This is a genomic window from Salmonella sp. A29-2 (assembly GCF_020150755.1).
GTDB lineage: Bacteria > Pseudomonadota > Gammaproteobacteria > Enterobacterales > Enterobacteriaceae > Salmonella > Salmonella enterica.
Window position 1 is genome coordinate 2463608 of record NZ_CP083731.1, and the last position, 24891, is coordinate 2488498.

Here is a 24891-nt window from a genome sequence, read left to right on the forward strand (position 1 = left end):
ATGAGATTCAAAAAACACCTGTTGGGATGGCTTGCCGCAACGCTGTTGTTCAGTAGCCAGACGCAGGCCGCGCCGCTGGTTCTCGCCACCAAAAGCTTTACCGAACAGCATATTCTTTCCGCTATGACCGTTCAGTATTTGCAGAAGAAAGGCTTTCAGGTTCAGCCGCAAACCAATATCGCCGCGGTGATTTCACGTAATGCGATGGTGAATAAACAAATTGATATTACCTGGGAATACACCGGTACATCGCTGATTATTTTCAACCGTATCGATAAGCGCATGAGTCCACAGGAAACCTACGACACGGTAAAACGCCTGGATGCGAAGCTGGGCCTGGTATGGCTCAAACCGGCTGACATGAACAATACTTACGCGTTCGCGATGCAGCGCAAACGCGCCGAGTCGGAAAATATCACCACCATCTCGCAAATGGTGGCAAAAATCGAACAGGTCCGGCAGAACGATCCTGACCACAACTGGATGCTCGGCCTCGATCTGGAATTTGCCGGGCGCAGCGACGGGATGAAGCCCCTTCAGCAAGCCTACCAGATGCAGCTCGATCGCCCGCAAATACGACAGATGGACCCAGGGCTGGTCTATAACGCCGTTCGGGATGGGCTGGTTGACGCCGGGCTGGTCTATACCACCGACGGACGGGTGAAAGGGTTTGATCTGAAAGTGCTGGAAGATGATAAAGGCTTCTTTCCAAGTTACGCTGTCACACCCGTGGTGCGTAAAGAGGTGCTGGAAGCCAATCCTGGCCTTGATGACGCCTTAAACACCCTTTCCGGCCTGCTCAATAACGATGTGATATCGACTCTAAACGCCCAGGTCGATATCGAGCATCGCACGCCGCAACAGGTAGCCCATCAATTTTTGCAGGACAAAGGTCTGCTGTAAGGAGCGCCTATGGATACGATACATTATATGCTGGATAACGCAGGCTATCTCGCCAGCCTTACCTTTCAGCATCTCTGGCTGGTCGCGCTGGCCGTCGGTCTGGCGATTATCATCGGCGTACCGTTAGGCGTTTTGATTGTACGCCACAAATGGCTGGCAACGCCGGTATTGGGCGCCGCCACGCTACTTCTTACCATTCCGTCTATCGCGCTGTTTGGATTAATGATCCCGCTCTTTTCGCTGATCGGGCATGGTATTGGCGTTCTGCCCGCTGTGACGGCCGTTTTTCTCTACTCTTTACTGCCGATTGTCCGTAATACCCATACTGCGCTTGATAGTTTGCCGCCCGGTCTGCGTGAAGCGGGACGCGGCATCGGTATGACTTTCTGGCAACGGCTGCGCTGGGTCGAAATCCCAATGGCCCTACCGGTTATTTTCGGGGGTATCCGCACCGCGGTAGTGATGAATATCGGCGTAATGGCGATTGCCGCGGTGATCGGCGCCGGCGGTCTGGGACTGCTACTGTTAAACGGCATTAGCGGCAGCGATATTCGCATGTTAATTGCCGGCGCGCTGATGATCTGTCTACTGGCAATTGTACTTGACTGGCTGTTGCATCGTCTGCAAGTCGTACTGACACCTAAGGGGATACGATAATGATAAAACTGGAAAATCTCACCAAACAATTTGTACAGAAAAAGGGTCAGCCGCTAAAAGCCGTCGACAACGTCAACCTGAACGTGCCGGAAGGCGAAATGTGCGTCTTACTCGGTCCCTCCGGCTGCGGCAAAACCACCACGTTAAAGATGATCAACCGGCTGATCGCGCCCAGCAGCGGTAATATTCTTATCAACGGCGAGAATACCAACGATATGGATACGGTAACGCTACGCCGCAATATTGGGTATGTTATCCAACAAATCGGCCTGTTTCCTAATATGACGATTGAAGAAAATATTACCGTTGTGCCGCGCATGTTGGGTTGGGACAAAGCACGCTGCAAGCAACGCGCCGAAGAGTTGATGGACATGGTGGCGCTGGATGCCAGAAAATTTCTGCATCGCTATCCAAAGGAGATGTCCGGGGGACAGCAGCAGCGCATTGGCGTGATCCGCGCTCTGGCCGCCGATCCGCCGGTACTGCTGATGGATGAGCCCTTCGGCGCGGTGGACCCCATTAACCGCGAAGTGATCCAGAACCAGTTTCTGGATATGCAGCGTAAGCTAAAAAAGACTGTGATGCTGGTCAGCCATGATATCGACGAAGCGCTAAAACTCGGCGACCGTATCGCCGTGTTCCGTCAGGGGCGAATTGTACAGTGCGCCAGTCCTGATGAACTGCTGGCCAAACCGGCTAACGAGTTTGTCGGGTCGTTTGTCGGTCAGGACAGAACGTTAAAGCGTTTGCTGCTGGTCTCCGCAGGCGATGTGACCGACCAACAGCCAACCATTACCGCGCGGCCTTCCACGCCGTTAAGCGAGGCGTTCGGCATTATGGATGATCACGATATTCGCGCCATTACCGTCATTGACAACGACGGTAAGCCACTGGGATTTGTGAAGCGCCGGGAAGCGCGGAACGCCAGCGGAATCTGCGCCGATATCACCCATCCTTTCCGTATTACGGGCAAAGCGGAAGATAACCTGCGTATTGTGCTGTCCAGATTGTACGAAAGTAATACCAGCTGGATGCCGATCGTTGATGAAGACGGACGCTATAACGGTGAAATCTCTCAGGATTACATCGCCGATTATCTCAGCTCAGGCCGCACGCGTCGGGCGCTAAATATTCACGAAAACAGCTAACGCTACCGCCGGATGGCCTCTCGCTATCCGGCAATATCATTATTGTACGCAATATTATATCGCACATAGTGCTTTTGCGTCTGACGCCATTTCCCCGCAGAATAGGCTATCCTGAAACTCCCTGTTTACCCGCTCATGCATCGTTTACACGCTTACCCGGATCTGCGCGCGATGTTTCGTCGCCTGCTGATCGCTACGCTCATCGGTATTCTCGCGGCGCTGGCTGTCGCCGCCTTCCGTCATGCGATGCAATTGCTGGAGTGGATTTTCCTGAGTAATGACACCGGCAGTCTGGTGAATGCGGCTGAGGGGCTTTCGCCCTGGCGACGGCTGATTACGCCAGCGCTTGGCGGCCTGGCCGCTGGTCTGTTGCTGTGGGGGTGGCAAAAAATGAACCAACAGCGCCCCCATGCGCCCACTGACTATATGGAAGCATTGCAAACCGACGGGCAATTTGACGTTGGCGCCAGTCTGGTGAAATCGCTGGCCTCGCTGCTGGTCGTGGTCAGCGGCAGCGCAATTGGTCGCGAAGGCGCAATGATCCTCCTCGCCGCGCTGGCGGCATCCAGCTTTGCCCGACGCTTCACGCCGCGTGAGGAATGGAAATTATGGATCGCCAGCGGCGCCGCTGCGGGCATGGCGGGCGCTTACCATGCGCCGCTGGCGGGCAGCCTGTTTATCGCGGAGATCCTGTTCGGTACCTTAATGCTGGCTTCCCTCGGCCCGGTTGTCGTTTCCGCCGTCGTCGCCCTGCTAACCACCCATGTATTAAACGGTAACGATTCACTACTCTATACCGTACATCTGACCGTTGATCTCCACGCGCGGGAGTACGTCATGATAGTCAGTACCGGCCTGGTCGCCGGTCTGTGCGGCCCATTGCTGATGTGGCTGATGACGGCCAGCCATAATAGTTTCTTACGTTTAAAACTGTCCCCGCCCTGGCAACTGGCGTTGGGCGGGCTTATTGTCGGATTACTGTCGTTACTCACGCCCACGGTATGGGGAAACGGCTATAGCGTCGTACAATCATTTCTGCTCTCCCCACCGCTATTCTCGCTGATTGGCGGAATTTTTGCGTGCAAAATCCTGGCGGTGCTCGCCAGCAGCGGGTCTGGCGCGCCGGGCGGCGTCTTTACGCCAACATTATTTGTCGGATTATCCATTGGAATGTTTCTGGGTCGGATATGGGGATTCTGGCTGCCAGGCTCGGATGAAATAGCGATTTTATTGGGGCTGGCGGGTATGGCGACGCTACTGGCGGCGACAACCCATGCGCCGATAATGTCCACCCTGATGATTTGTGAAATGACCGGCGAGTATCAGTTACTCCCCGGTCTGCTGATTGCCTGTGTAGTCGCGTCAGTGCTCTCGCGAACGTTACGCCATGATTCTATCTACCGCCAGCACGCTGCCGAGCATTGACAAACGAATATACTGCCCCAGCTCACGCTGCTCGGCGCGCGGCAGGTACGGTAACTCGCCAATCAGCGGCGCTGGCAGTTTTTTCCCAAGCACATCAATAATTTCAGCATAATGCGCCAGGCCAGGATTGATACGATTCGCCACCCAGCCAATTAAGGGCAGTCCATCATTAGCGACAGCTTGCGCAGTCAGTAGCGCATGATTAATGCACCCCTCCTGAATCCCTACCACCATCAATACCGGTAACTGTTCCTGTACCACCCATTCGGACAATGGGCGTAAATCATTCATCAAACTACGCCAGCCGCCAGTGCCCTCCACAACAACGTGGTCCACTTTATCGCTCAGGCTCGCCAGACCGTTGGACAGCAAGGTGTAATTTATAGGACAGCTATGCGCGACGCTGCTTTCTTCTTCGCTTAACGCGATCGGATTAATCGCCTCATACGGCAACTCCAGCGAAGAGACGCTTTGCAATACCAGAGCGTCTTTGTTGCGCATCCCTTCTGCAGTCTCTTTGCTCCCTTTAGCGACAGGTTTATACCCTGCAACGCTCTTACCACCCGACGCTAACGCTTGTAGTAATGCGCGGGAAACCACCGTCTTCCCAACAGAAGTGTCTGTACCTGTAATAAAGAAACGCTTCAGCATCACTAACTCCACCGTTATGCTTCGAAAATATAAGCCAGGAAAATAATACAGTGGAGAAAGTCTAAGATATGGCAAGGGCAATCAGCTTGAGTTAGCGCAAATTTTTGTACAACAGTTAAAAAATGTTAACCCTGTAATAGACGAATCAACAAAGAGCCGTTATACATCGCGTCTTTTACCAACGCCGCCCCGGCCATCGTGCCCTGGTTGGTAAACTGCGTGCTTTCCACTACCGTATTCCTACTGTAGGCGGGCAGCGCCTGCTGACGGATACTGTCAGCAATGGCCGGAAAAAGGATATCAGCCGCTTTACTTAGCGGCGAACCAATAAGAATTTTTTGCGGATTAAATAAATTCACCATGATAGCCAGAATGCGTCCGACATGCGCGCCAACGCCGCTAATAATATCTTTTGCTAATAGATCTCCCTGCATCGCCGCCTGACACAGTGAATCTACCGTTAACGGCTGGCCGTGCAACATTGAACTCATCGACTGATTAAGCCGAAGCTGCGTAAGTTCCAGCACGCTATCGACGCTGGCGATGGTCTCCAGACAGCCATGATTACCGCAATAACAGCGCTTACCATAAGGATCGACCTGGGTATGCCCAATCTCTACCAGACTGCTACTGCCCGCATGAAGCAAATGACCGTCGGTGATAACGCCCGCCCCCACATTATGATCAATCACCACCTGGATAACGTCGCGCGCGCCGCGTGAGGCGCCAAAAAGCGCCTCTGCCATCGTCCAGGCGCTAATATCATGCTGAATGTAAACCGGTACGCCAGTGTGCCGCTCCAGCGCATCTCCCAAAGGCATCTCTTTGACATCTTCGTAATACGGCATCCGGTGCACAACGCCGTTTTCGGTATCGATAATGCCCGGTAACGTAATGGCAATAGAGGTCAGACGCTCCAGTTTCTGCTGATGGCGGGTAAAAAACCGATCAACGTGCGTAATAATTCGCTCAAGCAACGGCGTGGCTTCGTTTAACGGCAGCGGCAAACACTCTTCTACCACCAGTTTGCTGCTAAGATCGCGCAGCGCAAGGAAAATTTCGCCACGGCTAATACGAATAGATAAATAGTGCCAGGCTTCCGTTTCCACCATCAGCCCGACGGCGGGACGTCCGCGACTGCCCGCCTCTTTAATTTCAAGTTCCTGAACCAAATGCGCTTCCAGCATTTCGCGAACAATTTTCGTAATACTGGCAGGCGCCAACTGCGCCAGACGAGACAGGTCAATTCGCGATACCGGTCCGAGCTGATCAATCAGGCGATACACTGCGCCAGCATTGGTCTGCTTAATTTGATCGATATGCCCAGGCTGACTATCAGCAACCACCGCTCACTCCCTTTATTTTCGCGCTCCGAAATAATCTGTGTGCTATGGTGAAACACTTCAATACTCGCCGTCAACTTTTTGCTTAGCCGTGTGATTAACTGCACATTTTCACCCTTTTTAGGCGTAATTAATCCCGTCGGGCAGCCAGTAATAGCAGTTGGCAAAACCGCTGTACGGCATGACTCTGTTCATGATGCTTTGGCCATACCAGCCACATTTCAGATACGGCGTCCTCTTCCGCCAGGGGAACCCAGCGCATCTCGCTCATCTGTACACGCTTAAAGGATGCCGGCAGAATCGAGACGCCCAGCCCCGCCGCCACCAGACCGATAATGGTCATTGCCTCGCCAACCTCCTGCGTGATGGTCGGCGACAGGTTATAGCGCCGCATCAGGCCGAGAATATCGTCGTAGAGGCCCGTCCCGACATGCGGATCGAAAAAAACGAAAGGTTCTTCCGCCAGTTCTGTCAGACTGACGACCGGCTTTTGCGCCAGCCGATGTTCGCGCGGGATCATGGCCATAAGCGGCTCATGCAAAATTACCTCACGATTAAGTGTGTCGGGCAGCGGCGTATTCCGCAGTAAGCCAATATCCAGTACGCCTTCGTTGAGCGGCGCGATTTGCTCACGCGTATTCATTTCACGCGTTTGCATATGCACTCCCGGATAGGACTGGCGGAACAGCGAAAAGGTATGCGATACCGCCCGAATAAAAGGCGCTGAAGACGTAAAGCCAATACGGATTTCACCCGCTTCGCCCTGATGCAACCGCTCGGCGCGAGCGGCGGCGTCGTTTACCAGACTCAGGATGTGTCGGCTATCCACCAGAAACTGTCGCCCGGCGGCGGTTAACGCTACGCTGCGGTTGGTCCGCGCCAGTAATCGCGCGCCGACCTGCTGCTCCAGAATTTGTATCTGCTGACTGAGCGGCGGCTGCGAGATATTGAGGCGCGCGGCGGCGCGACCAAAATGCAGCTCTTCTGCTACCGCCACAAAGTAACGTAAATGACGTAATTCGATATTCATATTTTTAACGTCTTATTTGAGACAATTAATATATTAGACAGAATATTTTGCTTTTTCTATGCTTTACATGTCGGTTATACCCGTCTCCTGTTGACGGAGATGTAAAGCAAGGATTTAACGTGAGTCGTACAACTATTCTCGATGACGCCACGGCGAGCGATATCGATGAACAACGCCATTCTCAGCCGGTTCAATTTATTAAACGCGGTACAGCGCCTTTCATGCGCGTCACGCTGGCCCTTTTTTCCGCGGGCCTGGCGACTTTCGCGCTCCTTTATTGCGTTCAGCCTATACTACCGGTACTTTCCCAGGAGTTTGGCGTCTCCCCCGCCAGCAGCAGCGTTTCACTTTCTATTTCTACCGCCATGCTGGCTATCGGCTTACTTTTTACCGGCCCGCTTTCTGATGCGATAGGCCGTAAACCGGTGATGGTCACCGCGTTGTTATTAGCTTCCTGCTGCACATTGTTATCAACCATGATGACCAGCTGGCATGGTATTCTGATTATGCGTGCGCTGATCGGTCTGTCGTTAAGCGGCGTCGCCGCGGTGGGAATGACCTACCTGAGTGAAGAAATCCATCCCAGCTTTGTCGCTTTCTCTATGGGGCTCTACATTAGCGGTAATTCCATCGGCGGAATGAGCGGACGTTTATTAAGCGGTGTCATGACCGACTTTTTTAACTGGCGCATCGCGCTGGCGGCCATCGGATGCTTTGCGCTGGCGTCCGCGCTGATGTTCTGGAAGATTTTACCCGCCTCGCAACATTTTCGTCCCACGTCACTACGGCCTAAAACGCTATTTATTAATTTCCGTCTCCACTGGCGCGATCGGGGGTTACCTCTGCTGTTTGCGGAAGGTTTTTTACTGATGGGCGCGTTCGTCACCCTGTTTAACTACATTGGCTATCGCCTGATGCTCTCCCCCTGGGAATTAAGCCAGGCCGTGGTCGGACTGTTATCCGTAGCCTATCTCACCGGCACATGGAGCTCGCCGAAAGCTGGCGCAATGACCTCACGCTATGGCCGGGGGCCGGTGATGCTGTTCTCTACCGCAGTAATGCTGGGCGGGCTTTTACTGACGCTTTTTACCTCGCTTTGGCTGATTTTTGCCGGGATGCTGCTTTTTTCCGCCGGCTTTTTCGCCGCGCACTCCGTGGCCAGTAGTTGGATTGGCCCGCGTGCGCGCCGGGCGAAGGGACAGGCCTCGTCACTTTATCTTTTCAGCTATTATCTGGGGTCCAGTATCGCCGGGACGCTAGGCGGCGTATTCTGGCATAGTTACGGCTGGAACGGCGTAGGCGGTTTTATCGCGCTAATGCTGGTGCTGGCCATCCTGGTCGGGACGCGGTTACATCACCGTCTTCACGCCTGAAAAGAAATAATCCGGCGATAGCAACGTGCGCTATCGCCGGGCTGGTTTCACGCCACGACTCACTGTTCACCATAGACCTGTCAGGCTTGATACGCCCATAACTTCTCTGATTGCATCCAGCGCCAGAAGCGTAAATACCACCCAGATTATCGGATTCATATACGGTGTGCCTGTTATTCTGGAGGGCGGATATTACCGACTCTGCGGCCAAAAATAACGGACGGTAACGTAAAGCTACCTATTATGGTGGGGGCTGACATCACGTTACCGGGGGATTGTACATAGCGTTACATGCCGAAACCAATCACTCACGGAAGCCTTTTGATAACAGCGATATAGTCATTTCACCGGCCCCGCAGTGGGGTTGAATGAAAACCAAATCGAGGGTATCAAAATGAAAAAAGTATTAGCTCTGGTTGTTGCCGCTGCAATGGGTCTCTCTTCCGCAGCATTCGCGGCTGAGACTGCAACGCCTGCGAAAAACGCAGCGCCTGCCAAAACAACCCAGACCACCCAGCACCACAAAAAACAGCATAAAAAAACCGTTGAGCAAAAAGCGCAGGCGGCTAAAAAACACCAGAAAAAAGATGGCAAAAAAACCCCGGCCAAATCTGTGTCAAAAACAACTTCACAGCCGGCTGCGTAAGTCGTAACATGCTGCGGCGCGCCCCCGCGCCCGTTTTTACGGCGCTAAATTGTTCTGGTTTAGCGCCGCCTTCCGGGAGGGCAAAAAAGTGTCTCGCTACCGCTTTGAGCTCATTCTTATCGTGCTTATTTTATGCGCCGTTATTGCCACGCATTTCTATCTTTCCTGAGTGTAGTTATCTGATTTTACTCCCACTTTCTTACCGTCACGTCTATAGTAGTACTGAGGGTTTGTTGTTAATAATCATAATTACCCACCAGAGTGTGATATGCATAAAACCATTGCTGTATTACTGGGCATAGTGTGTTTTTTACCGGTTATGGCGAAAGCCGGGGGGGCTGAAACAGACGCCACGGATGCCAGCGACGTTAAAACGCTTTTTTTTAACCATGACGATCGGGTGCCCGTCGCCGATCCTACCCAATCGCCGTGGGATGCCATCGGGCAACTAGAGACCGCCAGCGGTAATTTGTGTACGGCAACGCTTATCTCCCCGCATATCGCCCTGACAGCAGGTCACTGCCTGCTAACGCCTCCGAAAGGAAAACCAGACAAAGCGGTTGCGCTGCGTTTTGTGGCGCGAAAAGGAGTATGGCGCTATGAAATCCACGGCATTGAAGGCCGCGTTGAACCGTCGCTGGGCCGACGTCTGAAAGCGGATGGCGATGGCTGGATTGTGCCGCCTGCCGCGGCAAGCTGGGATTTTGGTCTGGTAATATTGCGCTACCCACCTTCCGGTATCACGCCAGTGCCTTTATTTACCGGCGATAAAGCGGCGCTCACTGCGGCGTTGAAAGCCGCAGACCGAAAAGTCACGCAGTCCGGTTATCCGGAAGATCATCTGAATGCGCTCTATTCCCATCAGGATTGCGTCGTGACCGGCTGGGCGCAGAATGCCGTACTCTCACACCAGTGCGACACGTTACCTGGCGACAGCGGCTCGCCGCTCTTATTGCACACGGATAGCGGATGGCAGCTCATTGGCGTACAAAGCTCCGCCCCTGCGGCTAAAGATCGCTGGCGCGCCGATAACCGCGCTATATCCGTCACCGGCTTTCGCGATAAGCTGAAAGCTCTGGCGCAGGATTAATGCGGGAATCGCTGCCTGAACCGACAGGCAGCGATCGTCTCAGGCAAATTTGATCATGACCATTCCGGCGAGCAGCAATATCACGCCAACCCAGCCTTTGGGGTTTAAGCGCTGGCCGAAGAGCACCCAGCCCGCCGCCAGCGTGGCGGCAATACCAAAACCGCCCCATAACGCATACGCCACCGACAGGTCTATCCCTTTTACCGCCTGGGAAAGCGCGCTGAAGGCGGCCAGAACAGCGGCAAGCGATAAGATGCCATAGCATTTACGGCGAAAGCCGTCCGAAAATTTCAACAGTACGTTAGCCGCGATTTCCAGCATTATTGCCAACCCAAGCCAGGCGCCGTGTATCCATTCAAATTGTTGCACGAGTCGCCTCCTTCACCGGTTTGCCGGGTTTACGCGTCCCTGATTTGATCAATACGATGCCGGCGACCAGCGTCAGCAAGCCGGCAATCTTCATGGTTGATAATGCTTCATCAAATAGCAGCACGCTAAAAATGGTAATAAATAAAATGCCGATCCCTTCCCATAAGGCATACGCTACACCCAGGGCAATCTTTTTTACCGCAAAAGAAAGAAATATATATGACAGCGTGATCATCACCAGCATTAAAATAAAACCCGCATTGCCATTACCCACGCTAGCCCATTTCATTGAGAGCGTGCCGGTAATTTCAGTCGCGATAGCCAGAGCTAATAAAATCCAGTAAAACATGACACTTCTCCTGCATGAGAATATACTCTTTCGAGTCTGCTGCACGCAGCAAACTAAAAAATAAAATCAGTTAGCACAGCGCGTTGCGCCAGCTCAGGCAGAAGTGAGAGACTAAAGTGCGTTACGCCAGTGCTGCTCGCCGATAAGCAGGAAAAAGGAGGTAGAGTGAAGATGCGTTTGCGTGGAGAAAAAAGCGCTGAACATATTGTCCATAATATTACAATTATCCGCAGTGTTGCTTCTCGTCATCGCGGATGATAATTGTCCTCGGTAGTTGAACACGCCTGATTTGTATCATAAGCCAGGAATTAACTCAAAATATTTTCACTTCTTTACCTGAAGTGTTTGATTTTAACCAGAACAGGTCGACCGACATCACATTATTATTCGTGTCGGCATCAGAAAACAGGGACTGATATGGCAAAACCGATCATCACGCTCAATGGTCTAAAAATCGTCATTATGCTGGGAATGCTGGTAGTTATTCTGAGCGGTATCCGCTTCGCCGCAGATATCATTGTTCCCTTTATTTTGGCGTTATTTATTGCAGTCGTTCTCAATCCCGTTGTGCAACGGATGACCCGATGCCGAATTCCGCGCGTTATCGCCGTATCATTGCTCATTGTGATTATTGTTATGTTAATGGTACTGCTACTGGCCTATTTGGGGACATCATTAAATGAACTGGCTCGTACCCTACCGCAATATCGCTCCTCATTGGTGATACCGTTGCAACGTATTGAACCGTGGTTACAGCGAGCAGGCATTGGCGTGTCGGTTGATGAGCTGGCGAAATATATCGATCCAAACGCCGCCATGACTCTGGTAACGAACCTGCTCACCCAACTGTCCAATGCCATGTCGTCCATCTTTTTATTGTTATTGACCGTGGTATTTATGCTGCTGGAGGTTCCACAATTGCCTGAAAAACTGCAGCAGATGATGAGCCGTCCGGCGGAAGGCATGGCGGCAATTCAACGCGCGCTTGATAGCGTTTCCCATTATCTGGTGTTAAAAACAGCGATCAGTATCGTGACGGGGCTGGTCGCATGGGGCATGCTGGCCGCACTGGATGTCCGCTTCGCCTTTGTCTGGGGTCTACTGGCCTTCGCGCTGAACTATATCCCTAATATTGGATCGGTGCTCGCTGCCCTGCCGCCCATTATTCAGGTGCTGGTATTTAACGGGTTTTATGATGCGCTGCTGGTGCTGGCAGGCTATCTGCTGATTAATCTGGTCTTCGGCAATATCCTTGAGCCACGAATTATGGGACGTGGTTTAGGCCTTTCAACCTTAGTGGTATTTTTGTCGTTAATTTTCTGGGGCTGGCTATTAGGTCCGGTGGGCATGTTGCTCTCCGTTCCGTTAACCATCATTGTCAAAATCGCCCTCGAACAGACCACCGGCGGGCAGAGTATCGCCGTTCTGCTTAGCGATTTAAACAAAAGATAAAATGCAATACATACACAAAATCATTCAAGATGCATCGCGGCGGCAAGGGAAGAAATCCCCTGGAGCATAGATAACGATGTGACCGGAGTTTCTGAGCGCAGCCAACAAAGAGGCAGCTTAAAGGATGAAGTGTATAAAAACGGCCTCCGAAGAGGCCGCCGCACGTTTAAAAGATTAAAGCGCTTTCAGAATTGCATCCACGCTGGCTTTGGCATCGCCAAACAGCATTTGCGTATTCTCTTTAAAGAACAGCGGGTTCTGCACACCAGCATAACCGGTATTCATTGAACGCTTAAAGACCACGACATTCTGTGCTTTCCACACTTCGAGAACCGGCATACCGGCGATCGGGCTGCGGGGATCGTCTTGCGCCGCCGGGTTCACCGTATCGTTCGCGCCAATCACCAGCACGGTATCGGTATCGGCGAAATCATCATTGATTTCGTCCATTTCCAGCACGATGTCATAAGGCACTTTCGCCTCCGCCAACAGCACGTTCATATGCCCCGGCAGGCGACCCGCCACCGGATGAATGCCGAAACGCACGTTGATACCGCGTGCACGCAGTTTTTCGGTGATTTCCGCCACCGGATACTGCGCCTGCGCCACCGCCATCCCGTACCCCGGCGTAATAATGACGGAGTGGGAGTTTTTCAGCATCTCAGCGGTCTCTTCCGCTGTGATTTCGCGATGTTCGCCAGCTTCCTGATCGTCGCCTGTTGAGGAGCCGTCAGTACCGAACCCACCAGCAATAACGCTGATGAAAGAGCGGTTCATCGCTTTACACATAATGTAAGACAGGATCGCGCCTGACGAACCGACCAGCGCGCCGGTCACAATCAGCAAATCGTTGCTCAACATGAAGCCAGCCGCAGCGGCAGCCCAACCGGAATAGGAGTTCAGCATTGAAACAACCACCGGCATGTCCGCCCCGCCGATAGAGGCGACCAGATGCCAACCAAACGCCAGCGCGATAATGGTCATCAGCAGCAGCGCCAGAACCTGTAGACCCACGCTTTCGGTACGAACAAAAACCAGCAGCAACAGGAAAGAAACAACCAGCGCCGCCAGGTTCATTTTGTGACGGTTAGGCAACATCAACGGCTTAGAAGAGATTTTGCCGCGCAGTTTACCAAACGCTACGATCGATCCAGTGAAAGTGACTGCGCCAATAAAGATACCGAGGAAGACTTCGGTCAGATGGATATTCACCAGCACCGGCGCCAGACTGGCGTCATGGTACAGATAGCTGTTAAAGCCAACCAGTACCGCCGCCAGGCCCACGAAACTGTGCAGAATCGCGACCAGCTCCGGCATCTCGGTCATCTCAACTTTTTTCGCCATGCGGATGCCAATCGCGCCGCCAATAATCATGGCGACCAGAATCCATGCCACGTTGCCGGTATCCGGCCCGAAAATGGTCGCCAGCAACGCGATCGCCATCCCGGCAATACCGAAGTTATTCCCCTGGCGGGACGTTTCATGCTTTGAAAGCCCGGCAAGACTGAAAATAAACAGGATCGCGGCAACAATGTATGCAGCTGTAACTAATCCTCCAGACATGTGTTACCCCTTAGTTTTTCCGGAACATTTTCAGCATACGCTGAGTCACGGTGAAGCCACCGAAAATATTAATGCTGGCGATAAGCACCGCGATAAAGCTCAGGAAGCTGACCCAGCCGCCCTGACCAATTTGCAATAATGCCCCGACAACAATAATCCCTGAAATTGCGTTGGTCACCGACATTAATGGCGTATGAAGCGCATGAGACACGTTCCACACCACGTAATAACCAACCACGCAGGCGAGCGCAAACACGGTAAAATGGCCGAGGAACTCTTTTGGCGCGACATCGGCCAGCCAGCCAAAAAGAATGATCGCCAGCGCCATTAACGCATACTTCCGCCAGGGTGAAGCGGGCTTTTCCGGCTCTTTTGGCGCAGGTGCTGCTTTAGGCGCGGCCTGCGGCTGTGCGGAAACCTGGATTGGCGGCGCAGGCCAGGTAATGTCGCCGTCGCGAATCACCGTCACGCCACGGATCACGACATCGTCAAAATCCACGTCAATATTGCCGTCTTTCTCTTTGCACAGCAGCTTCAGCAGGTTAACCAGGTTGGTGCCATAAAGCTGGGATGACTGCGTCGGCAAACGCCCCGGTAGATCGGTGTAGCCAATCACTTTTACGCCATTGTCCGTCGTCACAACCTGATTAGCGACGGTATATTCGCAGTTACCGCCATTCTGCGCGGCCAGGTCGACAATCACGCTGCCGGCCTTCATAGAATCGACCATATCGCGGGTAATCAGCTTCGGCGCTGGTTTGCCCGGAATCAACGCGGTGGTAACGATGATATCGACCTCTTTGGCCTGGGCGGCAAAGAGCGCCATTTCCGCTTTGATAAACGCCTCGGACATCACTTTGGCGTAACCATCGCCGCTACCGGCTTCCTCTTTAAAATCCAGTTCGAGGAACTCAGCCCCCATACTCTGGACCTGCTCTTTGACTTCAGGACGAGTGTCAAACGCGCGGACAATCGCCCCCAGGCTGTTTGCCGCGCCGATAGCCGCAAGACCGGCTACGCCCGCGCCAATCACCATCACCTTCGCCGGCGGCACTTTCCCGGCGGCGGTGATTTGCCCAGTAAAGAAGCGCCCAAATTCATGCGCGGCCTCTACAATGGCGCGATAACCCGCGATATTCGCCATTGAGCTTAACGCGTCGAGCGACTGCGCGCGGGAAATACGCGGCACGGAGTCCATCGCCATCACCGTAACCTTACGTTCGGCAAGTTTCTCCATTAACCCAGGATTTTGCGCAGGCCAGATAAAACTGACCAGCGTAGTCCCGGGGTTCAGTAAAGCGATTTCCTCTTCTTCAGGCGCATTAACCTTGAGAATAATTTCCGACTGCCAGATAGCATTGCCGTCGACAATATCCGCGCCAGCCTGCGCAAACGCTTTGTCGTCAAAACTTGCCAGTTGACCCGCCCCGCTTTCGATAGCGACGCTAAACCCCAGCTTCAGTAGCTGCTCTACCGTTTTCGGCGTCGCAGCGACACGGGTTTCATTGGGTAACCGCTCTTTTGGTATGCCAATTCGCATAAATGTTCCCTTCCATCGGTATCTTTGATGATGGTTTGTCAGTAAGCGCGAGAAGCGTACGCCTGCCCGCGTTTGAGGTAAATGTTACCCCAGCAGAATAAAACCGTTACAAACTCTCTATAACCTACTGAAAATAACGCCTGTGATCTAGCGCCAAAAAACAGAATTTTTTATCAAATTTGCAAAACATGAACGATTCAGCCGCTAAGCAGCCATAATGCCTTGAAAATGGCCTGCGAGGGCTGATAATTCGCTCAAATTTGACAGCAAAACATCATTAAACCCCTGGCGAGATCAAGAAATTAACATTAAATTAACTTATTAAATTTATGCGCTTCATTAGCTTAGCCGCCCGGACGCCGTTTTTTTCGACATATCGGCAAATGTTATCATCAAAGATAGGATACATGACACGATGCGTGAAAAATCCCGCAGACATCCATATGGTTTAAATGCAATAATCAGCCACGTTTCTAGTCAATAACAATACCAGTACCTGGTTTGCGCAAGGCGAAGGATTATTTTTATGAAGCTTAAGAACACTCTCCTGGCGTCGGCTCTGCTTTCTGCGGCTGCTTTTTCTGTCCATGCAGCAACAGAACTGACGCCGGAGCAAGCGGCTGCACTAAAACCTTATGACCGCATCGTTATTACCGGTCGTTTTAATGCTATTGGCGATGCGGTCTCCGCCGTGTCCCGCCGCGCAGATAAAGAAGGCGCAGCCTCCTTCTATGTTGTCGACACCTCGGAGTTCGGCAACAGTGGTAACTGGCGTGTTGTGGCGGACGTGTATAAAGCCGACGCGCCGAAAGCCGACGCGCCCAAAAATCGTGTCATTAATGGCATCGTGGAATTACCGAAAGACCAGGCCGTACAATTAGAACCGTATGACACCGTCACCGTTCAGGGCTTCTACCGTAGCCAGCCGGAAGTTAACGATGCCATTACGAAAGCGGCGAAACAAAAAGGCGCATACGCTTTCTATATTGTTCGTCAGATAGATGCGAATCAGGGCGGAAACCAGCGCATCACTGCATTTATCTATAAACAAGATGCGAAAAAACGCATCGTCCAGAGCCCGGACGCTATTCCGGCAGACTCTGAAGCTGGCCGCGCCGCGCTGGCTCAGGGCGGCGAAGCTGCGAAGAAAGTCGAAATTCCAGGCGTCGCCACGTCAGCCTCGCCGAGCGCCGAAGTAGGCCGTTTCTTCGAAACGCAATCCTCCAAAGGCGGGCGTTACACTGTCACACTACCGGATGGCACAAAAGTTGAGGAGCTGAATAAAGCGACGGCTGCGATGATGGTGCCTTTCGACAGCGTTAAGTTCACCGGCAACTACGGCAATATGACAGAAATCTCCTACCAGGTCGCCAAACGCGCGGCGAAGAAAGGCGCTAAGTATTATCATATTACGCGTCAGTGGCAGGAGCGCGGTAATAACATCACCATCAGCGCCGACCTCTATAAATAAGGCGCGCGTCGCCATCAGGCTTTCTCGCCGGATGGCGGCATACCTGCCTTATCAGGCCTACACGATCGTTCAACGGCAGGCCTGATAAGCCGCCATCCGGCACTTTCTCGCGGGATGCCAGTTCCGTCAAATATCGCGATGAATCTCACTTTTCGCTTTTTTGGCGATAAATCTTATCCAGGCCGTTGCATGCGGTCCCTTCTCTCCGTAAAATCCCGCGCCTTAGTGGCTTTCACCATTTTTATGCGTTTTGCCATAATAATTATTCTTCCAATTTCATTTTTATAGCTGGATACCAATGGAAAAAAAACTGGGACTGAGCGCGCTGACCGCGCTGGTTTTAAGCTCAATGCTTGGCGCAGGTGTTTTCAGTCTGCCCCAGAATATGGCCGCCGTTGCCAGTCCGGCTGCGTTGTTAATTGGCTGGGCCATTACCGGCGTGGGGATACTCTTACTGGCATTCGCCATGTTAATCCTTACGCGCATTCGCTCCGAGCTTGACGGCGGTATCTTTACTTACGCCCGCGAAGGCTTCGGCGAACTGATTGGCTTTTGTTCTGCCTGGGGCTATTGGCTGTGCGCGGTCATCGCCAACGTATCCTATTTGGTTATCGTTTTTTCAGCGCTGAGTTTCTTTACCGATACGCCTGCCCTGCGTCTGTTTGGCGACGGTAATACCTGGCAGGCTATTGTCGGCGCTTCAGTCCTGCTCTGGATTGTCCATTTCCTCATCCTGCGCGGCGTACAAACGGCAGCCAGCATCAATCTGGTTGCGACTCTGGCGAAACTGTTGCCGCTCGGCGCGTTTATTGTGCTGGCTATCATGATGTTCAAACTGGATACCTTCACACTGGACTTCACTGGTGTTGAACTCGGTATTCCCGTATGGGAACAGGTTAAGAACACCATGCTTATTACGCTGTGGGTGTTTATTGGCGTTGAAGGCGCCGTCGTCGTCTCGGCCCGAGCGAAAAATAAACGCGATGTAGGCCGCGCCACGCTACTGGCAGTACTCGCAGCGCTGGGAATATATCTCCTGGTCACGCTGCTTTCTCTTGGCGTTCTGGCGCGTCCGGAACTGGCGGAGATGCGCAACCCGTCGATGGCCGGACTGATGGTAAAAATGATGGGGCCGTGGGGAGAAATTATTATTGCAGCGGGACTGATTGTGTCTGTCTGCGGGGCTTATCTAAGTTGGACTATTATGGCGGCGGAGGTGCCATTTCTGGCGGCAGCCTATAAATCCTTCCCGGGCATCTTCGCGCGACAAAATGCGCAAGGCGCGCCTTCTGCGTCGTTATGGCTCACCAATATCTGTGTGCAAATCTGTCTGGTGCTGATCTGGCTGACCGGTTCGGACTACAACACGCTATTGACGATTGCGTCAGAAATGATTCTGGTGCCCTACTTTCTGGTCGGCGCATTTCTGCTGAAGATTGCAACGCGTCCCCTCCATCGGGCGGTCGGTATCGGAGCCTGTATTTATGGCTTATGGTTATTATATGCGTCGGGTCCCATGCACCTGCTGCTGTCCGTCGTACTGTACGCGCCAGGATTACTGGTTTTCCTGTATGCGCGTCGGACGCACAAGCATGACAACGTATTAAATCGTCAGGAAGTCGTGCTGATTGGTTTATTGCTGGTCGCGGCGGTTCCGGCTACGTGGATGCTGGTGGGTTAACAACCTCCCCATCGTAATATCCGTCTGTATTACGATGGGGAAACCACGGTCTTTGCCAATATTAATGCCATTTAATCCAGCAAAAAATCAGCAGCCACGCGCTTAGCCCCCAGCAGACCACCGCACCGCCAAGCGCGACGGGCAGGCGCATCACGCCGCTGAAATACCATAGCGTTGCAAGATAAATGAAATAAGGAATGATCGACCACATGCTAAAGACGATGGTGGTACGCATCGCGTCGATGCCCCGCTCGCTGGCCACGATATAGTGCGCGATAAGCGCAAACGTTGGAAACAGAGGAATTAATCCGGCGATATAATAATTTTTCGTTTTTGACAGCAGACCAATCAATACGACGACCAGCGCCCCCAGGGCAGCTTTAATCACGAGTCCCATTACCTTGCCTTAACACGCTAATAACAACAGCGTGTAGCATAACGGAACCGCTCTCGTTTAGAAAAGATTTATGGAAGGGAAAACAGAGGCGGTGTATGTTGGCGTTTTCTATTCTCCATTTATAATATGAACCGCATTGTATTTGTTGAAGATGACGCTGAAGTGGGTTCTCTCATTGCCGCTTATCTGGCGAAACATGATATTGATGTCATTGTTGAGCCGCGTGGTGACCGGGCGGAGGATCTTATCCTCACCACTCAGCCCGATCTGGTTTTACTGGATATTATGCTTCCAGGTAAAGATGGCATGACGATATGCCGCGATTTACGCCACCGCTGGCAAGGCCCGATTGTCCTGCTCACCTCGCTGGACAGTGATATGAATCATATTCTGGCGCTGGAGATGGGCGCCTGCGACTACATCCTCAAAACCACGCCTCCGGCCGTTTTGCTGGCGCGTCTGCGCTTACACCTGCGGCAAAGCGAACAAACGCAACAGGCAAAAAGTCTTCAGGAGAGCGCGCTTACGCCGCATAAAGCGCTGCGTTTTGGCGCGTTAACCATCGATCCCCTTAACCGGGTGGTCCAGCTCAACGGCGATTTCATATCGCTCTCCACCGCCGATTTTGAATTGCTCTGGGAACTGGCGACACACGCCGGACAAATTATGGATCGCGACGCGTTGCTAAAAACGCTGCGCGGCGTCAATTATGATGGTCTGGATCGCAGCGTGGATGTGGCGATTTCCCGCCTGCGTAAGAAACTGCTGGATAGCGCTGCTGAGCCCTATCGTATAAAGACCATTCGCAATAAAGGCTATCTTTTTGCCCCTCATGCCTGGGACGAAACGACGGGATAAGTTAGCCGACAGATTTTACCTGCCTTTATTAAGTCATAGTGGCGATGCTCATCACCGCCACTGTTCAAAAAACAGACATTGTATAAATGGATGCTATTTTTATTAGTCGGAACAGCCCCTTTATTACCGTTTTCTCTGCGTTGTGGTTCATCATTACGTCTTTTTCGCTCAAGAAAATTAAATTAAAAAAACTCGAAGCCAGTTCACAAAATTGATAACAGAATGTCTGCCCGCCGCTATATTGCCATCTTTTTTCGCAAATTGTGAAATAAAACAAATCACAACCATGAATATATAATAACAAATATATTCACCATAAATATATGCGTTTCCGATAGTAACTTTTGTATTAATTAATAACATATAAGAAAAGTTAGCATTTGCTGAAATAATATTATTCAGATTAGGATGCCTTTGATTCAACGAATCTGTAGAAGTTCAATCTTTTGCAAATAAGTTAAGTTTTTAAGGATAAAAAAATGAAAAGAAAAGTATTGGCACTTGTCATCCCGGCTCTGCTGGCTGCTGGCGCAGCACACGCCGCTGAAATTTATAACAAAGACGGCAATAAGCTGGACCTTTACGGGAAAGTAGACGGCCTGCACTATTTCTCTGATGACTCTTCTAAAGATGGCGATCAGACCTATATGCGTGTCGGCTTTAAAGGCGAAACGCAGATTAACGACCAACTGACCGGTTACGGCCAGTGGGAATATAACGTTCAGGCTAACACTACCGAAGGCGAAGGCGCTAATTCCTGGACTCGTCTGGCATTCGCCGGCCTGAAATTCGGCGACTACGGCTCATTCGACTATGGTCGTAACTACGGCGTCCTGTACGACGTAGAAGGCTGGACCGATATGCTGCCTGAGTTCGGCGGCGACTCCTATACTTACGCTGACAACTACATGACCGGTCGTGCTAACGGCGTGGCCACCTACCGTAACACTGATTTCTTCGGTCTGGTAGACGGTCTGAACTTCGCGTTGCAATATCAGGGTAAAAATGAAAGCCAAAGCGCTGACGATGTAAATATCGGTACCAATAACCGTAATAATGGCGACGATATTCGTTACGATAACGGTGATGGCTTCGGTATTTCTACTACCTATGATATTGGCATGGGCTTCAGCGCAGGCGCTGCGTATACCACTTCCGATCGTACTAATGAGCAAGTCAATGCTGGCGGCACGATTGCTGGCGGCGACAAAGCGGATGCATGGACAGCTGGCTTGAAATATGATGCCAACAACATCTATTTAGCGACGATGTATTCTGAAACCCGTAATATGACGCCTTATGGTAAAACGGACACGGGTTATGCTGGCGGCGTAGCAAACAAAACGCAAAACTTCGAAGTTACAGCCCAATATCAATTTGATTTCGGTCTGCGCCCGGCGGTTTCTTTCCTGATGTCTAAAGGTAAAGATCTGACCTATAACAACGTTAATGGCGATGATAAAGACTTGGTTAAATATGCTGATGTAGGTGCTACCTACTATTTCAACAAAAACTTCTCCACCTATGTTGATTATAAAATCAACCTGCTGGATGATGACGACCAGTTCTATAAAGATGCCGGTATCAGCACTGATGATATCGTCGCGTTGGGTATGGTTTACCAGTTCTAATGATTCATTAATTCTTCTCAAGCCCGCCGTTTCGGCGGGCTTTTCTTTTTCTATCACCACCGTTCTAAAAACAGAACGCACTGTTCCCTGGGCACAGATTGAACAATTCTTGTTCGCTCTCTATGGTTTGCTTATCGCCCGACAAAAGGAACATGCTAATGATCAGTCTCGTCCCGCCTCTGCTTTCCAGAACCGCGCTTCTCTTTCTGCTCACGGCCACAGGCGCAGCCACCGCCGCCCGCCCGGCAGCGGATATTATTTTGCATAACGGTAATATCATCACTCTGAATGATGCCCAGCCGCAGGCCAGCGCGCTGGCGATTTCCGGCTCGCGGATTGTGGCGATTGGCGATGATACGGCGACAGATGAATGGCGCGGCGACCATACCCGTACCATCGATTTACAGGGTAAAACCGTGATACCCGGCCTGACAGATACCCACATCCACGCCATTCGCGGCGGACAAACCTGGACATTCGAAACCTACTGGTACGACAGCCCTTCGCTTAAAGACGCGCTGGATAAATTACGCGCCGACGCTAACCGTCGTCCCCACGATCAATGGGTAGCCGTAGTGGGATCGTGGATACCGGCACAATTTGCAGAAAACCGGGCGCCGACGGTAGCCGAATTGAGCCACGCCCTTCCCGATCATCCGGCTTATATTCAGTATCTGTACGACTATGCGTTAGTGAATCAGCGCGGTATAGACGTACTTGGCCTTAACAACACCCCTCCTCCTGATTTAGCGGGAATCCGCGTAGAGCGCGACGCAAAAGGTAGCGCCACGGGGAAATTATTTGGTGACATCGCCGCGTTTAACCAGCTTTTTGCCAGCATAAGTCGTAACGCCGATCGCGAGGGCGGTCTGCGACAATTTTTCGCTGATATGAACGCTCGCGGCGTGACCGGCATCATTGACCCCTCTGCCGGGCCTGCCGCCGCTTATGAGCCTTTATTTGCAATGCGAAACCAGGGGGATTTACCGCTGCGCGTGGGGTATCGCATTCCGGTACAGCCAGAAGCGAAAGGTCATGAAGCGCAGTGGTTCAGCAACCTGATGGCCTTTCGCCCGGCGCGTGCCGATGACGGGCAACTGGCTTTTCTTGGCCTGGGGGAAAGCCTGGTGGCCGGAATGAATGACGGCGTGCGGATGGCCCCAGGTTTTTCTTCCTCAGAGCAAGACAAAACCGCGCTTCGCCAGGTCGCGACGTTTGCGGCAAAACGGGGAATACCGCTTGAGATCCACGCCTATACCGATGACAGCGCCGACGCGATATTGACGATTTTTGAGCAGGTAGCGCAGCAGTACGATCTGCGCCCTCTGCGCTGGTCTATTGCGCATCTGAATACCGGTTCGCCACAGACGCTTGAGCGGATGCGTAAGCTGGGCCTGGCATACACTGTGCAAATGGGGCCTTACTTTGAGGGGCTTGCCATCCGTGACGCCAATCCACCCGGCGCGACGGACAATTCGCCGCCGGTTCGACTGGCGCTGGATAAAGGGCTTGTCGTAGCTGGTGGCACCGATTCGACGCGTATTGGCATTGCCGGTGTCTGGCACGCTATCGAATATCATATCACCGGTATAGCGTCAGGCGGTTCCGTGCGTAAACCCGCCAGCGAGCGGCTCACGCGTCTGGAAGCGCTAGCGTTATATACACGTCATGCCGCCTGGCTCGCCTTTGCCGAACAACACCGGGGCCAGCTTAGCGTCGGAAAACAGGCCGATCTGGCGGTACTCAATCAGCCATTTATGACGATGCCCGAAGACAGTATTGATACCATTCGCGCTGTTTTGACGCTTGTCGATGGACGCATTGTTCACGAAAGTCCGGACCTTAACGCCGGACAATGAGGTTGTCAGTTGACGCAAAGCCTGCTTTTATAACCCACCAGCGGCGCTGACGGGAAATCTTTTCCGTCAGCGCGCGATAGAGCTAATGTATTAAGATCCGGTGGGCGTTGATGAAAAAGCTGTTTGTGCAGTTTTACCTTTTGCTGTTCGTCTGTTTTCTGGTCATGACCTTATTGGTCGGACTGGTGTACAAATTCACCGCCGAACGCGCGGGCAGGCAATCGCTCGACGATCTGATGAAAAGTTCGCTCTATCTGATGCGCAGCGAACTGCGGGAAATCCCGCCGCGTGAATGGGGGAAAACGTTAAAAGAGATGGACCTGAACCTCTCTTTCGATTTACGCGTTGAACCGTTAAATCACTATAAGCTTGATGCCGCCACCACGCAGCGACTGCGTGAAGGCGATATTGTCGCGCTTGACGATCAATACACCTTTATTCAACGTATCCCGCGCAGCCATTACGTCCTGGCGGTTGGCCCGGTTCCCTACCTCTATTTCCTGCATCAAATGCGACTGCTGGATATCGCTTTAATGGCGCTCATTGCCTTTTCTCTCGCCTTTCCTGTGTTTATCTGGATGCGCCCGCACTGGCAAGAAATGCTCAGGCTCGAATCCGCCGCGCAGCGCTTTGGCGAGGGTCATTTGACTGAACGCCTGCATTTCGATAATGGCTCCAGTTTCGAACGTCTGGGCGTCGCGTTCAACCAGATGGCGGATAACATTAATGCCCTGATCGCCAGTAAAAAACAGCTGATTGACGGTATCGCCCACGAGCTTCGCACGCCGCTGGTACGTTTACGCTATCGGCTTGAAATGAGTGAAAATCTGACACCGCCGGAATCACAGGCGCTCAATCGCGATATTGGTCAACTGGAAGCGCTGATTGAAGAACTGCTCACCTATGCGCGCCTTGACCGACCGCAAAATGAACTGATGTTGACCGAACCCGACCTCCCCGCCTGGTTGCTCGCGCATTTGCAGGATGTGCAGAGCGTGACCCCGGAACGTGCCGTAAACCTTCTCACATGTGTAATCGGCGATTATGGCGCGCTTGATATGCGGTTAATGTCGCGAGTGCTGGATAACCTGCTGAATAATGCGTTGCGCTACAGTCGTACCACCGTTCAGGTCAGTCTGTTACTCGACGGCAGTCAGGCAGCGTTGATAGTCGAAGATGACGGCCCCGGCATTGAAGCGGATGCGCGTGAGCGCGTATTTGAACCTTTTGTCAGACTCGACCCCAGTAGAGACCGGGCGACAGGCGGCTGCGGGCTTGGACTCGCCATCGTACACTCTATCGCACTGGCGATGGGCGGTAGCGTCGTCTGTGACGAGAGCGAACTGGGCGGCGCAAAATTTAGCTTTCACTGGCCGGTCTGGCACGCGATGCCCAACGTGACCGCTGCCTGACGTATTTTGCACGCTGGTTGAGCGGCGGGAACTGTGCTATACA

Annotated in this window: 23 protein-coding genes; 14 read left to right on the forward strand and 9 right to left on the reverse strand. The window is 52.4% G+C overall.

From position 1 onward, the window contains the following. The 4 genes from osmX to clcB all read left to right on the forward strand — a co-directional run bounded on the left by osmX (position 1) and on the right by clcB (position 4133). On the forward strand, positions 1–903 hold the full coding sequence (gene osmX / locus K8W53_RS12010) for an osmoprotectant ABC transporter substrate-binding protein OsmX (protein WP_001211193.1): 903 nt from the start codon (positions 1–3) through the stop codon (positions 901–903). A 9-nt stretch (positions 904–912) separates the two neighbouring features. Beyond that, on the forward strand, positions 913–1560 hold the full coding sequence (gene osmW / locus K8W53_RS12015; protein ID WP_000379677.1) for an osmoprotectant ABC transporter permease OsmW: 648 nt from the start codon (positions 913–915) through the stop codon (positions 1558–1560). After that, a complete protein-coding gene (osmV, locus tag K8W53_RS12020; RefSeq protein WP_000593092.1) occupies positions 1560–2708 on the forward strand; it encodes an osmoprotectant ABC transporter ATP-binding protein OsmV in 1149 nt (382 codons plus the stop codon). Before osmW ends, osmV begins: the two co-directional genes overlap by 1 nt. 135 nt (positions 2709–2843) lie before the next feature. Next, positions 2844–4133, forward strand: coding sequence for a voltage-gated ClC-type chloride channel ClcB (gene clcB / locus K8W53_RS12025; RefSeq protein WP_023224951.1), 1290 nt, complete (start codon positions 2844–2846; stop codon positions 4131–4133). Here clcB and bioD read toward each other — a convergent pair. The 3 genes from bioD to K8W53_RS12040 form a co-directional block, all read right to left on the reverse strand. Then, positions 4089–4784, reverse strand: a complete 696-nt coding sequence (bioD, locus tag K8W53_RS12030; RefSeq protein ID WP_000919206.1) for a dethiobiotin synthase — start codon at positions 4782–4784, stop codon at positions 4089–4091. The two genes, clcB and bioD, sit on opposite strands and share 45 nt — an antisense overlap. A gap of 125 nt (positions 4785–4909) precedes the next feature. Next, the gene (mlc, locus tag K8W53_RS12035) at positions 4910–6130 is read right to left on the reverse strand and encodes a sugar metabolism global transcriptional regulator Mlc (protein WP_000225093.1); all 1221 of its coding nucleotides are present in this window, start codon (positions 6128–6130) and stop codon (positions 4910–4912) included. Between the two features lie 127 nt (positions 6131–6257). Continuing rightward, the gene (locus K8W53_RS12040; protein ID WP_001019577.1) at positions 6258–7157 is read right to left on the reverse strand and encodes a LysR family transcriptional regulator; all 900 of its coding nucleotides are present in this window, start codon (positions 7155–7157) and stop codon (positions 6258–6260) included. 119 nt (positions 7158–7276) lie between these two features. Here K8W53_RS12040 and K8W53_RS12045 point away from each other — a divergent pair, with 119 nt between their 5' ends. Then, a complete protein-coding gene (locus tag K8W53_RS12045) occupies positions 7277–8530 on the forward strand; it encodes an MFS transporter (protein ID WP_000091796.1) in 1254 nt (417 codons plus the stop codon). A 66-nt stretch (positions 8531–8596) separates the two neighbouring features. Here the strand turns inward: K8W53_RS12045 and K8W53_RS12050 are convergent, their stop codons facing one another. After that, a complete protein-coding gene (locus tag K8W53_RS12050; protein WP_001068154.1) occupies positions 8597–8689 on the reverse strand; it encodes a KPN_01571 family protein in 93 nt (30 codons plus the stop codon). Positions 8690–8924: 235 nt separating this feature from the next. Here K8W53_RS12050 and asr point away from each other — a divergent pair, with 235 nt between their 5' ends. Further along, on the forward strand, positions 8925–9176 hold the full coding sequence (asr, locus tag K8W53_RS12055; RefSeq protein WP_052939363.1) for an acid resistance repetitive basic protein Asr: 252 nt from the start codon (positions 8925–8927) through the stop codon (positions 9174–9176). A gap of 268 nt (positions 9177–9444) precedes the next feature. Beyond that, positions 9445–10266 carry a trypsin-like serine peptidase gene (locus K8W53_RS12060; protein WP_000549642.1) on the forward strand — a complete coding sequence of 274 codons (822 nt, stop codon included), beginning with the start codon at positions 9445–9447 and terminating at the stop codon, positions 10264–10266. A gap of 39 nt (positions 10267–10305) precedes the next feature. On the opposite strand, the gene mdtI is transcribed toward K8W53_RS12060, so the two are convergent. Both mdtI and mdtJ read right to left on the reverse strand, forming a co-directional pair. Then, positions 10306–10635, reverse strand: coding sequence for a multidrug/spermidine efflux SMR transporter subunit MdtI (gene mdtI, locus K8W53_RS12065; RefSeq protein WP_001183821.1), 330 nt, complete (start codon positions 10633–10635; stop codon positions 10306–10308). After that, positions 10622–10984, reverse strand: a complete 363-nt coding sequence (gene mdtJ / locus K8W53_RS12070) for a multidrug/spermidine efflux SMR transporter subunit MdtJ (RefSeq protein WP_000500278.1) — start codon at positions 10982–10984, stop codon at positions 10622–10624. Before mdtJ ends, mdtI begins: the two co-directional genes overlap by 14 nt. 417 nt (positions 10985–11401) lie before the next feature. Between mdtJ and K8W53_RS12075 the strand changes: the two genes are divergently transcribed. After that, complete coding sequence (locus K8W53_RS12075; RefSeq protein WP_001118267.1) at positions 11402–12436, forward strand: AI-2E family transporter; 1035 nt, start codon at positions 11402–11404, stop codon at positions 12434–12436. A gap of 174 nt (positions 12437–12610) precedes the next feature. Here K8W53_RS12075 and pntB read toward each other — a convergent pair whose 3' ends face one another. Together pntB and pntA are read right to left on the reverse strand one after the other, a co-directional pair. Then, complete coding sequence (pntB, locus tag K8W53_RS12080) at positions 12611–13999, reverse strand: Re/Si-specific NAD(P)(+) transhydrogenase subunit beta (RefSeq protein ID WP_000014056.1); 1389 nt, start codon at positions 13997–13999, stop codon at positions 12611–12613. Positions 14000–14009: 10 nt separating this feature from the next. Then, a complete protein-coding gene (pntA, locus tag K8W53_RS12085) occupies positions 14010–15539 on the reverse strand; it encodes a Re/Si-specific NAD(P)(+) transhydrogenase subunit alpha (RefSeq protein WP_001219360.1) in 1530 nt (509 codons plus the stop codon). A 526-nt stretch (positions 15540–16065) separates the two neighbouring features. On the opposite strand from pntA, the gene ydgH reads away from it, so the two are divergent. Beyond that, positions 16066–17010 (forward strand): DUF1471 family protein YdgH, encoded by a 945-nt coding sequence (ydgH, locus tag K8W53_RS12095; RefSeq protein ID WP_000769294.1) that lies wholly within the window; start codon positions 16066–16068, stop codon positions 17008–17010. A gap of 298 nt (positions 17011–17308) precedes the next feature. Further along, positions 17309–18691 carry an amino acid permease gene (locus K8W53_RS12100; RefSeq protein ID WP_000412353.1) on the forward strand — a complete coding sequence of 461 codons (1383 nt, stop codon included), beginning with the start codon at positions 17309–17311 and terminating at the stop codon, positions 18689–18691. A 61-nt stretch (positions 18692–18752) separates the two neighbouring features. On the opposite strand, the gene K8W53_RS12105 is transcribed toward K8W53_RS12100, so the two are convergent. Continuing rightward, positions 18753–19088: a GlpM family protein gene (locus K8W53_RS12105; protein ID WP_000524877.1), complete on the reverse strand. Its 336-nt coding sequence runs from the start codon at positions 19086–19088 to the stop codon at positions 18753–18755. A gap of 126 nt (positions 19089–19214) precedes the next feature. Here K8W53_RS12105 and rstA point away from each other — a divergent pair, with 126 nt between their 5' ends. From rstA to rstB, 4 genes are all read left to right on the forward strand, one after another. After that, positions 19215–19946, forward strand: coding sequence for a two-component system response regulator RstA (rstA, locus tag K8W53_RS12110; RefSeq protein WP_023225002.1), 732 nt, complete (start codon positions 19215–19217; stop codon positions 19944–19946). Positions 19947–20425: 479 nt separating this feature from the next. Further along, on the forward strand, positions 20426–21577 hold the full coding sequence (ompS2, locus tag K8W53_RS12115; protein ID WP_052939362.1) for a porin OmpS2: 1152 nt from the start codon (positions 20426–20428) through the stop codon (positions 21575–21577). Between the two features lie 152 nt (positions 21578–21729). After that, on the forward strand, positions 21730–23436 hold the full coding sequence (locus K8W53_RS12120) for an amidohydrolase (protein ID WP_072106038.1): 1707 nt from the start codon (positions 21730–21732) through the stop codon (positions 23434–23436). A gap of 110 nt (positions 23437–23546) precedes the next feature. Next, positions 23547–24848 carry a two-component system sensor histidine kinase RstB gene (gene rstB / locus K8W53_RS12125; protein ID WP_052939361.1) on the forward strand — a complete coding sequence of 434 codons (1302 nt, stop codon included), beginning with the start codon at positions 23547–23549 and terminating at the stop codon, positions 24846–24848. Positions 24849–24891: the final 43 nt, after the last annotated feature.

Bases quoted from the DNA above. Each gene is read 5' to 3' on its own strand.
- osmX (WP_001211193.1), top strand. From the start codon at position 1: ATGAGATTCAAAAAACACCTGTTGGGATGGCTTGCCGCAACGCTGTTG.
- osmW (WP_000379677.1), top strand. From the start codon at position 913: ATGGATACGATACATTATATGCTGGATAACGCAGGCTATCTCGCCAGC.
- osmV (WP_000593092.1), top strand. From the start codon at position 1,560: ATGATAAAACTGGAAAATCTCACCAAACAATTTGTACAGAAAAAGGGT.
- clcB (WP_023224951.1), top strand. From the start codon at position 2,844: ATGCATCGTTTACACGCTTACCCGGATCTGCGCGCGATGTTTCGTCGC.
- bioD (WP_000919206.1), bottom strand. From the start codon at position 4,784: ATGCTGAAGCGTTTCTTTATTACAGGTACAGACACTTCTGTTGGGAAG.
- K8W53_RS12040 (WP_001019577.1), bottom strand. From the start codon at position 7,157: ATGAATATCGAATTACGTCATTTACGTTACTTTGTGGCGGTAGCAGAA.
- K8W53_RS12050 (WP_001068154.1), bottom strand. From the start codon at position 8,689: ATGAATCCGATAATCTGGGTGGTATTTACGCTTCTGGCGCTGGATGCA.
- asr (WP_052939363.1), top strand. From the start codon at position 8,925: ATGAAAAAAGTATTAGCTCTGGTTGTTGCCGCTGCAATGGGTCTCTCT.
- K8W53_RS12060 (WP_000549642.1), top strand. From the start codon at position 9,445: ATGCATAAAACCATTGCTGTATTACTGGGCATAGTGTGTTTTTTACCG.
- mdtJ (WP_000500278.1), bottom strand. From the start codon at position 10,984: ATGTTTTACTGGATTTTATTAGCTCTGGCTATCGCGACTGAAATTACC.
- K8W53_RS12075 (WP_001118267.1), top strand. From the start codon at position 11,402: ATGGCAAAACCGATCATCACGCTCAATGGTCTAAAAATCGTCATTATG.
- pntB (WP_000014056.1), bottom strand. From the start codon at position 13,999: ATGTCTGGAGGATTAGTTACAGCTGCATACATTGTTGCCGCGATCCTG.
- pntA (WP_001219360.1), bottom strand. From the start codon at position 15,539: ATGCGAATTGGCATACCAAAAGAGCGGTTACCCAATGAAACCCGTGTC.
- ydgH (WP_000769294.1), top strand. From the start codon at position 16,066: ATGAAGCTTAAGAACACTCTCCTGGCGTCGGCTCTGCTTTCTGCGGCT.
- K8W53_RS12100 (WP_000412353.1), top strand. From the start codon at position 17,309: ATGGAAAAAAAACTGGGACTGAGCGCGCTGACCGCGCTGGTTTTAAGC.
- K8W53_RS12105 (WP_000524877.1), bottom strand. From the start codon at position 19,088: ATGGGACTCGTGATTAAAGCTGCCCTGGGGGCGCTGGTCGTCGTATTG.
- rstA (WP_023225002.1), top strand. From the start codon at position 19,215: ATGAACCGCATTGTATTTGTTGAAGATGACGCTGAAGTGGGTTCTCTC.
- ompS2 (WP_052939362.1), top strand. From the start codon at position 20,426: ATGAAAAGAAAAGTATTGGCACTTGTCATCCCGGCTCTGCTGGCTGCT.
- K8W53_RS12120 (WP_072106038.1), top strand. From the start codon at position 21,730: ATGCTAATGATCAGTCTCGTCCCGCCTCTGCTTTCCAGAACCGCGCTT.
- rstB (WP_052939361.1), top strand. From the start codon at position 23,547: ATGAAAAAGCTGTTTGTGCAGTTTTACCTTTTGCTGTTCGTCTGTTTT.